Below are 14,349 nucleotides of genomic sequence, written 5' to 3'. Positions count from 1 at the left end.
GAGACGGGCAAACGCCCGTCTCTCAAAGAGAACTTTAGAAAAATTATTTAGCAGTGGACTTGACGGTGACTTCCAGATACTTGTACTCTTTACCAGTCTCTGCGTCCGTAGCGGTCTTATACTCGGCCTTTTCCACAGCGAAGCCGGAGAGACCATTAGCGGCCAGATTGATCATCAGGAAGCTGTTCAGATAAGCGCCGTTTGCATCAGCAGGCCATACGACCAGCTTCTTTTTGTTCAGCTCTGCAACAGCAGCCTGGAACTCCTTGGTAGAATCCTTAGCGGCGACTACCTTGATAGGAGTGGTGGAGAAAGCACCACAGCCGGTGAACATGGAAGCACCTGCAGCAGCAACAACGGTCAGACCAGCCATCTTCAGGAAAGAACGACGAGACAGAATCATAATAGTATCCTCCTAAAAAATAATTCCACAAATGAAGCAATACAGCCTTTTTGGGCCATCTCCAATTTACACTATAAGGTGGGCAAAAGTCAAGCCCTTTTGTAGAAAAAGACAAAATAAAAAATGCAGGCTGCGGTGCGGGCGCAGGATATTCTAAACAAAAAGGCCCCTGCATACTCTCTCAGCAAGAGACATTGCGCAGGGAGGGACCGAAATGGAGCGGAAAAACTTGGCGCTTTTGTGTGCAGGGGTGGTGTGCTTCTGGCTGTTTGCGCTGGCCTTTGGCACGGCGCAGGGCAATGGGCTGCGGCAGCAAAACCCGGCGGTGCAGGCGGCTGCAGACCAGACCCAGCCGGTGCAGCCCGCGGCGGCACAGCCTGCCTTGGAGCTGCCCTGCCGCGCCGCCTGCCTGATCGACCAGCAGACGGGCACTATATTATATGAAAAGAACGCCGACCAGCAGATGCCCATTGCATCCATTACCAAGGTAATGACCCTGCTGCTCACCTTTGAAGCCGTGCACGACGGCCGCATTGCCATGGACACGCTGGTGCCGGTAAGTGAACACGCCTACCACATGGGCGGCAGTCAGATCTGGCTGGAGCCGGGGGAGCAGTTCACACTGGACGAGATGATCAAAGCCATTTGTGTGTCCTCTGCCAACGATGCCGCTGTGGCTGTGGCAGAGCTGGTGGGCGGCAGCGAGCCGGGCTTTGTGCAGATGATGAACGCCCGCGCAGCAGAACTGGGCATGGTGAACACCACCTTCCACAATGCCTGCGGGCTGGACACCGAAGGGCATCTTTCCACCGCCCACGATGTTGCCATCATGAGCCGCGAGATTTTGAACACCTGCCCGGAGGTTCTGCACTATACCGGCATCTGGACGGACACTCTGCGCGGAGGTGCCACCCAGCTGGTGAACACCAACAAGCTGCTCAAGCGCTACAACGGCATCACCGGCCTGAAAACCGGCACCACCAGCGGCGCGGGCGTGTGCATCAGCGCCAGCGCCACCCGCGACGGGCTGGACCTCATCGCCGTGGTGCTGGGGTCACTCTCCAGCTCGGAGCGGTTCACAGCGGCCACCACCCTGCTGGATTACGGCTTTGCGGCCTACGCCGCCGTGCCGCTGCCCGCCATGGAGGATCGGCCTCTTCTTATAAAAGTAAAGGGCAGTGCAGAGGAAAGCGTACCGCTGGACTACACCGCTCTGCCCGAAACGCTGCTGATGCCCAAGGAAAACGCCGCCGCCCTCACCGCGCAGCTGGATCTGCCGCAGGAGCTGGAAGCACCGGTGCAGCTGGGCCAGACCGTTGGCACGGTGCGCATCCTGAGCGGGGAGACCCAACTGGGCGAGTACGAGGTGCGCGCCGCTGCCGATGCTGAAAAAATGGACTTTGGCACCGCATTCGGCCTGTTGTGGGACGCTTTGACCGGCTGCGAAAGCTGAATGCACGCTTCAGCGTACAAAAGCGCGCTGCAGTAAGCTGCGTGGAACTGTCTGTGTGAACAATTCTGGATGAAGAAACAAAAAAACACTATTAAAATTGTATGAAATCCAAGGATTTTGACCTTGACTTTGCCCGGAGGGAACGGTACACTTATACCAAGATATTTCCTCGCAGGGCAAAGGCCCGGCAAATCGTTTGGAGGTTATAATAAAATGAGTGTCGCACTGAACACCAAACACCTCTCCAGCTTTATCAGCGAAGAGGAATATGCAGCCATCTATCCGCAGGTGGAAGCTGCCCATAACCAGCTGGAAGCAAAGTCCGGCCCGGGCAATGATTTCCTCGGCTGGATGTATCTGCCCCGTGATTATGATAAGGAAGAGTTCGCCCGCATCAAGGAAGCCGCCGCAAAGATCCGCGAGGATTCTGATGTGCTGGTGGTGGCCGGCATCGGCGGCAGCTATCTGGGCGCACGCGCTGTCATCGAGGCCGTCAAGGGCCAGTTCCACAACGAGCTGGAAAATGGCCCCAAGATCTACTTCTGCGGCAACAGCATCAGCCCCACCTACCTGAACAACATCATCAGCCTGTGCAAGGGCAAGCGCTTCTCCATCAACGTCATTTCCAAGTCCGGCACTACCACCGAGACTTCTCTGGCATTCCGCGTGCTGCGTGAGCTGCTGGAAAAGGAGATGGGCGTGGAAGAAGCCAACAAGCGCATCTACGCCACCACCGACCGTGCCAAGGGCACCCTGAAGCAGCTGGCCGACGCACAGGGCTGGCCCACCTTCGTGGTCCCCGACGACGTGGGCGGCCGCTACTCCGTGCTGAGCGCTGTGGGCCTGCTGCCCATTGCTGCTGCCGGTATCAGCATCGACGACCTGATGAAGGGCGCTGCCGATTCCATGGAGCGCTTCTCCGTTCTGAGCAAGGACAACGACGCTTACAAGTATGCTGCCATCCGCAACATCCTGTACCGCAAGGGCAAGAGCGTTGAAATTCTGGAGTGCTACGAGCCGGACTTCGCCCTGATGAACGAGTGGTACAAGCAGCTGTTCGGCGAGAGCGAGGGCAAGGACAACAAGGGCCTGTTCCCCGCAAGCTGCATCTTCTCCACCGATCTGCACTCCATGGGTCAGTTCATTCAGGAAGGCTCCCGCACCATGTTCGAGACCATCGTGGACGTGAAGAAGCCTGCACAGGATCTGTTCATCGACCCGCTGGAAGGCAACTTTGACGGCCTGAACTTCCTGGCAAACCAGAACATGAGCATTGTCAACCGCAAGGCCATGGAGGGTACCATCCTCGCCCACACCGACGGCGGCGTGCCCGAAGTGCTGATCGAGGTGGACGACCTGACTGCTTACAATGTGGGCTACCTGATCTACTTCTTCTGGCGTGCATGTGCCTGCAGCGGTTATCTGCTCAGTGTTAATCCCTTCAACCAGCCGGGCGTTGAGAGCTATAAAAAGAATATGTTTGCTTTGCTGGGCAAGCCGGGCTACGAAGGCCTGACCGCCGAGCTGGAAGCAAAGCTGAAGTAAATAAAAATGATCTCCCGCCGCAAGGCGTGGAAAATACAGGAGGACTGAACTATGATTAAACTGATTGTTGGTACCAAGGGCTCCGGCAAGACCAAGGCTATGATCGACCAGATCAATGATGCGGTCAAGACCTCCAAGGGCAACGTGGTCGTCGTTGAAAAGGGCATGAAGCTCACCTACGACATCGCTCCTGCTGCACGTCTGATCGACCTGGACGAGTACAAGATCTCCGGCGGCGAAATGCTGTACGGCTTTGTTGCCGGCCTGATGGCAAGCAACTACGATATCACCGACCTGTACATCGACGGCATCCTGAAGGTGCTGGATCATGACATCAACCGTCTGGGCGTTGTGCTGGACGAGATGGCAGCCATTGCAGGCGACAGCGTGAAGGTGACTGTTACCGTCAGCGCTGACGAGGCTGCACTGCCCCACGATGTGAAGAAGTACCTGTAATTCCGGAAAATCGGGATCTGAACCACTTTGAACAGGCAGAGAACCGGGAAATTTAAATTTTTTCGGTTTTCTGCCTGTTTTGGTGTTGACAAAGGGCTGCGTTGGCGCTATACTAACAAAGCAGCCTTTTAGAGGTGTACTATGCAATTTGACCTGAGAAAGTTTATCGCCACCGGCAGACAACCCTATCATGCAGAGTTTCAGTGTGATTTATCTGCACATGATTATGCCGGGGCAAGGATCCCGCAGCCGGTCACCGCTGTTTTTGAAGCGGAGACGGACGGCGACGAGGTCCGGATGACACTGCGGGCAAACGCATCGGTGCACGGAGAGTGCGCCCGCTGTCTGGACCCGGTCATTCGGGAGGAGACGGTCGATACGGAGTGGACGGTAAAGGAACGGGATCTGGATGACCCGGATTTTGACCTTCCGCTGGACGAAAAAGGACATCTGGATGTAGATGAATGGCTCAATCAGGAGTTTATGTTCCAGATCCCCACGGTGCTGCTTTGCAGTGCCGACTGCGCCGGGCTTTGCCCCGTGTGCGGCAAAAAGAAGGCGGAATGCACCTGCCAGCCGGCAGAGCATGCCGAAGCTCCCGTAGACACAAGGCTCGCAATCCTTAAATCACTGCTGAACTGATAAACCCATCAAGGAGGTGCAAAAATATGGCAGTACCTAAGAGACATCTTTCCAAGGCCCGCCGCGACAAGCGTCGCAGCAATGTTTGGAAGCTGGAGGCCCCCGCACTGGTCAAGTGCAGCAACTGCGGCTCTCTGAAGCTCCCCCACCAGGCATGTGGCAACTGCGGTTACTACAAGGGCGAGGAAGTCATCAAGAAGGCCTAATTTGCGCGTAATTGGTGGCATAATGGTGTTATGTACAGAAGGGGAGGGCGCATGCCTTCCCCTTCTTGTTCTGTCTGAAAGGAGGTGGATGCGGTGGCAATGAAGATCGCACGGGTGGAACCCGGCAGCGAAGCGGAAGTGCTGGGCCTTGGCCCGGGTGACGAGCTTTTGAGCGTGGATGAAAACGAGCTGAACGACAGTCTGGACTACGATTTCTACACCGACAGCAAAAGCTTCCACCTGAAAGCAAGGGTGGCAGACGGCATCCGCGAGTGGGATGTGCAGCGCACGGAGCGCGGTCCCTTTGGCTGCGATTTCCAGACCTATCTGGGCGATCAGAAGCACTCCTGCTCCAACCACTGCATGTTCTGCTTCATCGACCAGCTGCCCCCCGGTATGCGCGAGAGCCTTTACTTCAAGGACGATGACGAGCGGCTTTCCTTTTTGTTCGGCAACTATATCACCATGACGAACATGCAGGACCACGAGATCGACCGCATCATCAAGATGCACATTTCGCCCATCAACATTTCAGTGCACACCACGAACCCGCAGCTCCGTGTGCGGATGCTGGCCAACAAGCGCGGCGGCGAGGTGCTCAAGTATCTGCCCCGTCTGGTGGAGGGCGGCATCGCCGTCAACTGTCAGCTGGTGCTGTGCCGCGGCATCAACGACGGCGACGAGCTGCGCCGTACCCTCTCCGACCTTTTGGAGCTGACCCCTATGGTGCAGAGCATCGCTGCAGTGCCCTGCGGTGTGACGGACTACCGCGAGAAGCTGTTCAAGCAGACACCGTATGATGCAAAGACCAGCGCCGAAGTCATTGATATCATGGAAGAATTCGGCGATGAGTGCAAGCGCCGCCACGGCAAGCGCATCATTTATCCCAGTGATGAATGGTACCTCAAGGCAGGCAGGCCCATCCCGCCGGAAGAGTTCTACGAGGACTTCGACCAGCTGGAAAACGGCGTGGGCATGATGCGCCTGTATGCCTCGGAATTTCTGGCGGAGTTGGAAAAGCCCCACCGCATCTACGGTACCAAAAAGATGGACGTGGTCACGGGCGAAATGGCTTCGCCGCTCATCCACCAGATGATGGCTGAGCTGCACCGCCAGTACCCCATGGTCGAGGTGACGGTGCACACCATCAAGAACAAATTCTTCGGCGGCAATGTGGGTGTGGCCGGGCTTGTAACGGCGACCGATATCATTGCTCAGTGCGAGGGCAAGCTGACCAGCGGCACGCTGGGCGTGCCCGCCGTGATGCTGCGGGAGGAAAAAGACACCTTTCTGGACGACATCACCACTGACCAGCTGGCCCAGCGCCTTGGCGTGAAGGTGGAGGTGCTGCCGACCTCTGGCGGCGACGAAGCCCGCGCCCTGCTGCGCAGCGGCCTGCACATTGCAAGGAGAAGAAGAGCATAAAACCTTTTGTTATAGAAAGGAGGAACCCCTATGAGCAAACCGATCGTAGCAGTGGTGGGCCGCCCCAACGTGGGCAAATCCACCCTGTTCAACAAGCTGTGCGGTCAGCGCCTTGCCATTGTGGAGGACACGCCGGGCATTACCCGTGACCGCATTTTTGCCAACTGCGAGTGGAACGGCCATGACTTCCTGCTGGTGGACACCGGCGGTATTGAGCCAAAGGCTACCGAGGGCATTCTGGCTCACATGCGGGAGCAGGCCCAGATCGCCATTGACACTGCAGACTGCATCATCATGGTGGTGGACGTGCGCGACGGCCTGACCGCCGCGGACGAGGATGTGGCCCACATGCTGCGCCGCAGCCACAAGCCCATCATTCTGGCCGTGAACAAGTGCGACAAGGTGGGCGATGCCCCCATGGAGATGTACGAGTTCTACAACCTCGGCTTTGACGAGGTGATGCCCATTTCGTCCGTGCACGGCCACGGCACCGGCGACCTGCTGGACGCTGTGTGCGCCCATCTGGACTTCAGCGAGACGGTGGTGGAAGAGAACCGCATCCCGGTTGCCATCATCGGCCGCCCGAATGTGGGCAAGTCCAGCCTGACCAACCGCATTCTGGGCGAGAACCGCATGATCGTGGCAAACGAGGCGGGCACCACCCGTGATGCCATTGACACCCCGGTGGACAACGCTTACGGCAAGTTCATCTTTACCGATACCGCCGGTCTGCGCAAGCGCAGCAACATCACCGACGGTCTGGAGCGTTATATGGTAGTGCGCGCACTGGCCGCTGTGGAGCGCAGCCGCGTGGCGCTGATCCTTGTGGATGCCACCGTTGGCTTTACCGAGCAGGACAGCAAGGTGGCCGGTTATGCCCACGATCAGGGCAAGGCGTGCATCATCGTCGTCAACAAGTGGGACGCGGTGGAAGGCAAGGAGACCAACACCATGGAGCTGCAGCGCCGCGATTATGCCGAGTGCTTCAGCTTTATGGGTTATGCTCCTATCATCTTCATCTCGGCTCAGACCGGCTACAACGTGAACAAGCTCATGCAGCTGATCCGCGATGTGGACAGCCAAAACGGTGCCCGCGTGCCCACCGGCGTGCTGAACGAGATGCTGGCCCGCGCCACAGCCCGGATGCAGCCGCCCAGCGACAAGGGCCGCCGCCTGAAGATCTTCTATCTGACTCAGGCATCCACCCGCCCGCCCACGTTCGTGGCCTTTGTGAATTCGAAGCAGCTGTTCCATTTCAGCTACCAGCGGTATCTGATTAACCAGATCCGCGAGAACTTTGGTCTGGAACACACTCCCATCCGTCTGGTGATCCGCGAGCGCGGCTCCGGCGAAGTGGGAGCAAAGGACGTGTAAGCGCCCGCAAAGGAGGCATCCGTTTCTATGATGAAAGCGATCCTGATCGCCGCAGCCACCATCCTGCAGGCGTACCTGCTGGGCAGTGTGGATACCGGCATCCTCGTCAGCAAATTCGTATATCATGACGACGTGCGCAATCATGGCAGCGGTGCGGCCGGCATGACCAACATGCTGCGCACCTTTGGCAAGAAGGCTGCCGCCATGACCGCGACAGGCGATGTGCTCAAGGGCGTGCTGGCCGTGTGCATCGGCCGGTGGCTGTTCCACATGCTGCCCGCCGATGCTGGTGTGTCGCCGTATCTGGGTGTCTATCTGGCCGCCATCTTTGCAGTGCTGGGCCATCTGTACCCGCTGTACTTCGGGTTCAAAGGCGGCAAGGGCGTGCTGGTGGCAGCTGGTGCCATTCTGGCCATCCAGCCGGTGCTGCTGCCGTTTCTGGCCATTATCTTTCTGGTGTGCCTGATCCCCACCGGCATGGTGTCGCTGGGCAGCGTGGCCATGGCAGCACTCTACCCGGTGCTGACCATCATTTACGGTTCCCTGCAGGGCTATGCCGCCGGTGATATGCTGGTGTGCGCCATTGGCTCCGGCTTTATGTCCGGCATGGTGATCTATATGCACCGCGCCAATATCCAGCGCATCCGTGAGGGCAAAGAGTACCGCTTCGGAAAGCACAATAAAAAATAAAAGCATTATAAAATGCCCCGCAGCCTGCTGGTTTTCCGGCAGTGCTGTGGGGCATTTTTGTTTATGTTATTTTGGTTCCGGGGCGGCCTGCTCAAAATCGTACTCGTCAAAAGTCTCTTCTTCGGAAGGAATGGCCTCGGCCACCTCGGCCTTGGCGCGCTCCTTCAGGCGGGAGAGAAACGCATCGGCGGGGATGCCGCTCTGGCGAGGTGAAAGATCCGGTGCCGGATGGCCGTCCGGCAGGTGGGCACCAAAGGCCGGCACAAAGAAGAACTTGCGCACAATAAAAATCAGGGCGATGGCTCCCACGCTGAGCAGGTTTTCTACTGCCGAGTCATGGCCCACTACCAGATGACGGGCAATGGCGTAGAGCAGCACTTCCAGACTGCTGCCGGGGCTGTGCTTGGCCAGCATTTTGATGAACTCGATGCCGATCACGATGTCAAGGCTCCGCTCCAGAAAAATGCGGATCTCCACTTCGTTGCCGTCAAACAGCAGGCCGGGCATCCACTTGATGAGCGGCACAGCGCTGAGCAGCAGGCCGATGAGCACAAGGCCGGAGAGCAAAATTTCCAGCAGACTGGACGCCTGAATGATGCGGTTGCGCAGCTGGGTGCGCCAGCGGCTTTCCACATGGGAGGAGGAATTGTCCATATTGAGCCTTCCTTTGCAAAAAAAGTTTCAACATTCATGTGTAATATTGTAACAGAAATGCAGAAAGCTGTCAATTGCTAGAAGATCAGACGGCACTGTTCGCTGCAGTGGCGGGTGCCACCGCTACATAGCCGGATTTTTTGATGCAGTCCTGTCCGGCGGCGGTATCCAGCCAGTCGTAAAGCTGGCGTTCCGGGCTGTCGGCGGCAGCGTCCGCATGGAGAACGGCATAGAACTCGTTGCACAGCGGGTAGCTTTCGCTGGCGATGGTGTCGTTGGAAGGGGTCACGCCGTCCACGGCCAGCAGACGCAGGCCGGGCTGGGAGTACATCTGGTCGATGTAGTAGTAGACCGAGAAGCCGATGGCATTGGCGCTGTTGTTGTAGGCGGCGATGCTATCCACCAGCTCACCCATGGCAGCGGGAGCCAGCTCGGTGGGCGGGTCCATCAGTTCGCCGCCCTGAATGAGCAGCTTGCGGAACAGGGTCTGGCTGCCGGAGTCTTCGCCCCGCTGGAAGGGCACGATGGCAAGATCCTCGCCGCCCACTTCCTTCCAGTTGGTGATCTTACCGGCATAGATATCCTTCAGCTGCTGCCGGGTCAGGCTCTTGACCGGATTGTTCTCGTTCACGATGAACACCAGTGCGTCCCGGCCAATGGGTTTCTGTTCCAGCTGGGCGTTTGCTTCTTTCAGCTCTTCCTTTACGTAGTCCGGCGCTTCGTAGACCACCAGCATCCTGGCAGTGTATTCCTCATCCGGGTACAGGCCGAAGTTTTCCCACGCATAGGCCGTGGTGCTGACCGAAATGCCGCTCTGGGCTACTTCCAGATCGATGCCGGTGGTATCGGCCATCATCTGGGCCATCAGCGGGATGCAGGCAGTGCTGCCGTCCAGCTTGGGAAAATCTTCCACGGTAAACAGCCCGATGGGTTCAAGCTCGCTCACGGAAGAAGCGGGTGCTTCCGGCGAGGTGGAAGCGCTGCTGGCGGGGGTGTCATCCCCCTTGCAGGCAGTGAGAATGCCTGCGGCAGAGCAGGCGGCAAGGCCAAGCAGAAAGCTGCGGCGGGAAATTTTAGCATTTTTCATAAGGCATTCCTCCTATTGGGTCAGTAGCCCATTTCATCGTCGGCGTTGATGGAAGAGAAGATGCTTTGGCAGTAAAGCCATTTGCCGTTCGTATCCATCCAGCCGTAGTAAAAGCCGCGTTTTGCAACGAACACGTGTTCTGGCAGCTGGTTCAGGCTGTTGTCGTAGTAGCTGTAGCAGCTGCCAAGGCCATAGAACACAATGTTGCCGTTTTCATCCAGCACGTCACACATTGAGCCGTTGCTGCTGGGCGCATTGGCGTTGCCACAGTACAGCGGCCTGCCCTCCGGTGTGGTGATGAGATAGTTTAGGGCATAATACTTGTCCTGCAGATGGGTCAGGTCGGAGACAAGGCCCTCGGGGCCGTACACGCGGGTGGCGGTGGTCTCAAAGTTATCGTTATCCCGCAGCTCCAGCCAGACGTAGCCGTCACCCTTGTTATCCATCATCACGCTTTGCTGGCCCTTCACTGGCTCCACGGTGGTATCGGTGATCAAATCGCCGGTTTCGGTGTTGAACACCTTCAACCGCCCGTCCTCATAGTAAAGGGCGATGGTGTCGCTCATGACGCTGGAGGCGTACAGCGGTGTCACCTCACCGGTAACAAGGTCGTGCAGATCATAGCCGAAGTCGCCGCTCGTGCGCCATGTGACCACATAGCCCGGGAAATAGCTGCTGGGCTGGTCGTCGAAGGTGCCAATGAGGGTGCGGTCCACGGTGGCGAGATCCCGCAGCTCGTAGCGGCCATCGCTGGTCTCGAAGCAGGCGGTGCCGCTGCCGCATACCTGTCGGAAGCCGGTGAAGCCTTCGCCGGTGGCGGGGTTATAGAGCGTTTCGTCCGTTGGTTCGCCGCTGGCGTGGCAGGTGTCCAGCTCTACCCAGTCGTTCAGAACGTCCGGTGCATAGGAAAGGCTCAGGGCAGTAGTGGCATCTGCGCCGTAAGTCTGTGTACCGTCTTTCGTCTGTATAATGATCCAGCTGTGCAGGGCGGGTTCATCGTCCCATGCGTCCTCGGCAAGGTCTGCTGGGCGGGCATAGCAGGTGAACACCAGCCTGTCCCCGCACACGATGCAGCGGTATGCGCCATCCGGCACGGGCAGACGTTCGCCGGTGGAAAGGTCGATCACCTGACAGGTGCCGTAATCGTCGTAGCCGTTTTCGTAGCTGCCGTTCACGGCGTGGGCTTCCTGCAGCACCAGCAGACCGTTCTGCATGGAGGCGTTCTGCTCCCCCTCAAAGGTCATGACTTCATTGCCGTCTTTGTCAAACAGGCCGCTGCGCCGTCCGCAATAAGCGTCCGGGTCGGCCCAGGTGCGGAACCAGTAGTTGGTCTCACCGGTCACGGTGTCCTGCAGAAGGTTCACGTTCTCGCTGCGGAAGGACTGGTACAGCACCTTGCTGCCGCACAGAACGGTGCAGGCACCGCCGGAATTGTCGTAACCGTAAAGCATCCGCAGCTTTCCGTCGTCCAGCCGGGAGCTGTCGTAAAGCGGATCCCCGTGTGCATCGGTGGGCACTGAGGAAGCAGGAGCAGCAGGCTTGCCGGAAGCGGGCGGCAGCACGCTGCAGCTGCAGCCAAGGGTAAGGCACAGGGCAGCGCATACAGCAGCGCTGCCTATGCGGCAAACGTTACGCTTCATAAAGATCACTCCTTACAGTATGGAAAGGAACAAAGTTTAAAAGAAAGCCGGAAAGGTTTTCCAGTTCAATTATAATACGAAACAGCCGCGCATTCCATTGCAGGAAAACGCGGCTGTTGATTACAGTTTTATGACAGACTTTCAGGACTGTGCTTTGGCTTTTTCAGCATCGTCCATCCGGTCCAGCTGCTTGAGAAAGGCCAGCAGGAACGGCAGGGATACAATAAAGGTGAGCGCATCCGCAATGGGCTGGCAGATCTCTACGCCCACAAGGCCGAAAGTGCGGGGCAGAATGAGGATGAGCGGAATGAAGAACACGCCCTGACGGCAACAGGCCAGAAAGGTGGCGCGCCCGGCTTTGCCCACGCTCTGGAAGGTCATGTTTGCCACCACAATGACCGGCTGCAGCAGAATGGCAAGGCACTGATAGTGGAAGGCGGGCAGCGCCACGGCGGTAACATCCGGGTCATCACGGAACAGGCGGATGAGGGCATCGCTGTTGACCCAGCACAGGCTCACCAGCACCACCAGCATACAAAAGGCTGCACCCATGGTAAAAACTGCGGCTTTTTGCACCCGGCGGAATTTGCGTGCACCGTAGTTGAACGCGGCCACCGGCTGCAGGCCCTGCCCAACGCCAATGGCTACCGAGATGATGAACATGAAAATGCGGGAAACGATGCTCATACCGGCCACAGCGGCATCGCCGTAGCTGCGGGCGGCAATGTTCAGCAGCATGCCGCCGATGCTCTGCAGGCCCTGGCGGCCAAAGCTGGGCGCGCCGCCCACCAGGATCATGCCGAACTCCCGCGCTTCACGGGTGACGGCAGCAATACGGAACTGACTGACGGTTTTGCCCCGCAGGAACATGGACAGCAGGATGCAGAAGCTGATGCTTTGGCTGAGAGCCGTAGCAATGCCTGCACCGGCGGTGCCAAGGCCCAAGCCGAACATAAAGATGGGGTCCAGCACAATGTTCAGCACGCCGCCGGTCACAAGGCCGATCATGGCAAAGTTCGCCTTGCCCTCATAGCGCAGGATGTTGTTCATCACAAGGCTGGAGATCATAAGCGGGGCTGCAATGAGGATGGGTCGTGCATAAGCGCAGGCGTGGGGCAGAATGGTCTCGGTGCTGCCCAGCAGCATCATGAAGCTGGGCAGAGTGGCAAGGCCCACAACGGCCAGCACCACGCCAGCGGCCAGAGCAGAAAAAAAGCTGGTGGAAGCAAAGCGGGTGGCGGCATCAGTGTTCCGGCTGCCAAGGCTGCGGCTGATGATGGTGCCGGAGCCGTGGCCCAGTGTAAAGCCAAGCGCCTGAATAATGGCCATCAGGCTGGAAACAATGCCCACCGCACCGGAAGCGCTGGTGGAGATCTGGCCCACAAAAAAGGTATCGGCCAAGTTGTAGATGCTGGTGATGAGCATACTTAAAATGGTAGGGACGGCAAGACCGAGGATCAGCTTTGGAATGGGTGTCTCGGTCATTTTTTTGTATTGCTGAATGTTGAGCTCGTCTGCTGACATGAAAGAACCTCCTTTTATCATAAGGAATAGGTCAAGAAAAGCCGCCCAGCAGCAGAGCGGCGGATAATTTGAATGTGTGCACGGGATGCACGTTCCATAGTATAACGCAGCTGCGGCAAAAAGTCGAGAGCCGAACCGGTACAGAATGGTGCCTGAAATGCCCATGAAGCGGGAGAAAAACGGACGGAAAGCTTGACTGTTTTTGTCTGTTTTGCTAAAGGCTGGTCGAATTGCTTGTAGAAAATCACGATATGTGGTATCATTTACCATAAGGAAAACAAAAGAGCCTGTGCATCTGTACAGGCTGCATACAAAATATAAGCGGCAGCCGCAGGCAGAGCCGGGCGGCTGCGATCCATAGGAGGAACAAACCATGAAAACTGTTGCACAGACCGTGATCGAAGCCGATCACTTTTACACCATTGCCGCGCACACCGGCAACGTCATTCAGGCCGTGGAGGGCACCAAGGAAGCCGGTACCGTCCGTCTGGGCAAGTACGAGCATAAGCCTGAGCAGGAGTGGAGCTTTATCCGCGTGGGTGACGGCGTTTACCGCATCCGCAACCGCGCATCCGGCAAGCTGCTGGACCTGACCATGACCGGCACCGCCAACGGCACCTGGCTGCACCTGTGGGAGGATGTGGGCGGCACCTCTCAGATGTGGACCGTTCAGCCCACCCCGGAAGGAACTGTGCGCCTGCGCTCTTCCTGGGCCGGCGGCAAGTGCGTGGACACCGTTGGCATGGGCGCTGCGGTTGGCACTGTGCTGCAGATCTGGCAGGAGGTGTCCGGCGCAGATGACCAGCTGTGGACCATTGCCGAGGTGAAGGAGCGCGCAAAGCGTGCCGCAAAGAAGGCCGAGGAACCTGCTGTGGAGGCTGCCGCTGAAGCTGCCCCCGCTGCAGAAAAGGCACCGGCCAAGAAGACTGCGGCCCGCAAGCCCCGCACCACCAAAAAGGCGGCTGCCGCCAAGGCAGAAGCTGCAGAAGAGGGGAAGGCAGAGACCGCAGCACCGGCAGAAAAGCCCGCAAAGCTTGCCCGTAAGACCGCCGCAAAGAAGACCGCCGCCAAGGCTGCCGAAAAAGCAGAGCCTGCAAAGGCAGAAGTACCTACAGAGGAAAAGCCTGCTGCGGAGAAGCCCAAGCGCAAGTGCGCACCCCGCAAGAAGAAGGAGACGGTCTGATCTCGTTCTGTTGATTTGTTAAAATGAAAGCGCCCGCCGGAGGTCTAGCCCTGCCCGGCGGGCGCTT

Annotated in this window: 14 protein-coding genes; 9 read left to right on the top strand and 5 right to left on the bottom strand. The window is 58.0% G+C overall.

Annotated features, from left to right (window positions below):
* Nucleotides 1-43 precede the first annotated feature (43 nt).
* Nucleotides 44-403 (bottom strand): twin-arginine translocation signal domain-containing protein, encoded by a 360-nt coding sequence (locus ACGHP1_RS10220; protein WP_390509306.1) that lies wholly within the window; start codon nucleotides 401-403, stop codon nucleotides 44-46.
* Between the two features lie 214 nt (nucleotides 404-617).
* On the opposite strand from ACGHP1_RS10220, the gene ACGHP1_RS10215 reads away from it, so the two are divergent.
* The 8 genes from ACGHP1_RS10215 (at nucleotide 618) to plsY (ending at nucleotide 8,194) form a co-directional block, all read left to right on the top strand.
* Nucleotides 618-1,856 (top strand): D-alanyl-D-alanine carboxypeptidase family protein, encoded by a 1,239-nt coding sequence (locus tag ACGHP1_RS10215; protein ID WP_120080056.1) that lies wholly within the window; start codon nucleotides 618-620, stop codon nucleotides 1,854-1,856.
* 213 nt (nucleotides 1,857-2,069) lie between these two features.
* Nucleotides 2,070-3,401 carry a glucose-6-phosphate isomerase gene (locus tag ACGHP1_RS10210; RefSeq protein WP_005944264.1) on the top strand — a complete coding sequence of 444 codons (1,332 nt, stop codon included), beginning with the start codon at nucleotides 2,070-2,072 and terminating at the stop codon, nucleotides 3,399-3,401.
* Nucleotides 3,402-3,452: 51 nt separating this feature from the next.
* Complete coding sequence (locus ACGHP1_RS10205) at nucleotides 3,453-3,857, top strand: hypothetical protein (protein WP_005944262.1); 405 nt, start codon at nucleotides 3,453-3,455, stop codon at nucleotides 3,855-3,857.
* 141 nt (nucleotides 3,858-3,998) lie between these two features.
* Entirely contained in the window at nucleotides 3,999-4,499 is a 501-nt protein-coding gene (locus ACGHP1_RS10200; RefSeq protein WP_097781644.1) for a DUF177 domain-containing protein, read from the top strand.
* Between the two features lie 26 nt (nucleotides 4,500-4,525).
* Nucleotides 4,526-4,705 (top strand): 50S ribosomal protein L32, encoded by a 180-nt coding sequence (gene rpmF / locus ACGHP1_RS10195; protein ID WP_005920250.1) that lies wholly within the window; start codon nucleotides 4,526-4,528, stop codon nucleotides 4,703-4,705.
* Nucleotides 4,706-4,804: 99 nt separating this feature from the next.
* The gene (locus ACGHP1_RS10190) at nucleotides 4,805-6,130 is read left to right on the top strand and encodes a DUF512 domain-containing protein (protein ID WP_118526274.1); all 1,326 of its coding nucleotides are present in this window, start codon (nucleotides 4,805-4,807) and stop codon (nucleotides 6,128-6,130) included.
* A 30-nt stretch (nucleotides 6,131-6,160) separates the two neighbouring features.
* Nucleotides 6,161-7,504, top strand: coding sequence for a ribosome biogenesis GTPase Der (gene der / locus ACGHP1_RS10185; protein ID WP_120080057.1), 1,344 nt, complete (start codon nucleotides 6,161-6,163; stop codon nucleotides 7,502-7,504).
* A 27-nt stretch (nucleotides 7,505-7,531) separates the two neighbouring features.
* Nucleotides 7,532-8,194 (top strand): glycerol-3-phosphate 1-O-acyltransferase PlsY, encoded by a 663-nt coding sequence (gene plsY, locus ACGHP1_RS10180; RefSeq protein ID WP_005944253.1) that lies wholly within the window; start codon nucleotides 7,532-7,534, stop codon nucleotides 8,192-8,194.
* A gap of 66 nt (nucleotides 8,195-8,260) precedes the next feature.
* Here the strand turns inward: plsY and ACGHP1_RS10175 are convergent, their stop codons facing one another.
* The 4 genes from ACGHP1_RS10175 to ACGHP1_RS10160 all read right to left on the bottom strand — a co-directional run bounded on the left by ACGHP1_RS10175 (nucleotide 8,261) and on the right by ACGHP1_RS10160 (nucleotide 13,099).
* A complete protein-coding gene (locus ACGHP1_RS10175) occupies nucleotides 8,261-8,848 on the bottom strand; it encodes a transporter (protein ID WP_097781646.1) in 588 nt (195 codons plus the stop codon).
* A gap of 85 nt (nucleotides 8,849-8,933) precedes the next feature.
* A complete protein-coding gene (locus ACGHP1_RS10170; RefSeq protein WP_097775289.1) occupies nucleotides 8,934-9,935 on the bottom strand; it encodes a substrate-binding domain-containing protein in 1,002 nt (333 codons plus the stop codon).
* Between the two features lie 20 nt (nucleotides 9,936-9,955).
* The gene (locus ACGHP1_RS10165; protein ID WP_390509300.1) at nucleotides 9,956-11,575 is read right to left on the bottom strand and encodes a DUF5046 domain-containing protein; all 1,620 of its coding nucleotides are present in this window, start codon (nucleotides 11,573-11,575) and stop codon (nucleotides 9,956-9,958) included.
* Nucleotides 11,576-11,716: 141 nt separating this feature from the next.
* Nucleotides 11,717-13,099 (bottom strand): MATE family efflux transporter, encoded by a 1,383-nt coding sequence (locus ACGHP1_RS10160; protein ID WP_154260279.1) that lies wholly within the window; start codon nucleotides 13,097-13,099, stop codon nucleotides 11,717-11,719.
* Nucleotides 13,100-13,472: 373 nt separating this feature from the next.
* On the opposite strand from ACGHP1_RS10160, the gene ACGHP1_RS10155 reads away from it, so the two are divergent.
* Nucleotides 13,473-14,282, top strand: a complete 810-nt coding sequence (locus ACGHP1_RS10155; protein ID WP_390509297.1) for an RICIN domain-containing protein — start codon at nucleotides 13,473-13,475, stop codon at nucleotides 14,280-14,282.
* Nucleotides 14,283-14,349: the final 67 nt, after the last annotated feature.

Origin of the sequence: Faecalibacterium sp. i21-0019-B1 (genome assembly GCF_042852915.1) — a bacterium.
Taxonomy (GTDB): domain Bacteria; phylum Bacillota; class Clostridia; order Oscillospirales; family Ruminococcaceae; genus Faecalibacterium; species Faecalibacterium taiwanense.
Note: the sequence above shows the minus strand (reverse complement) of the source record. Positions and strands in the feature narration are given on the sequence as shown.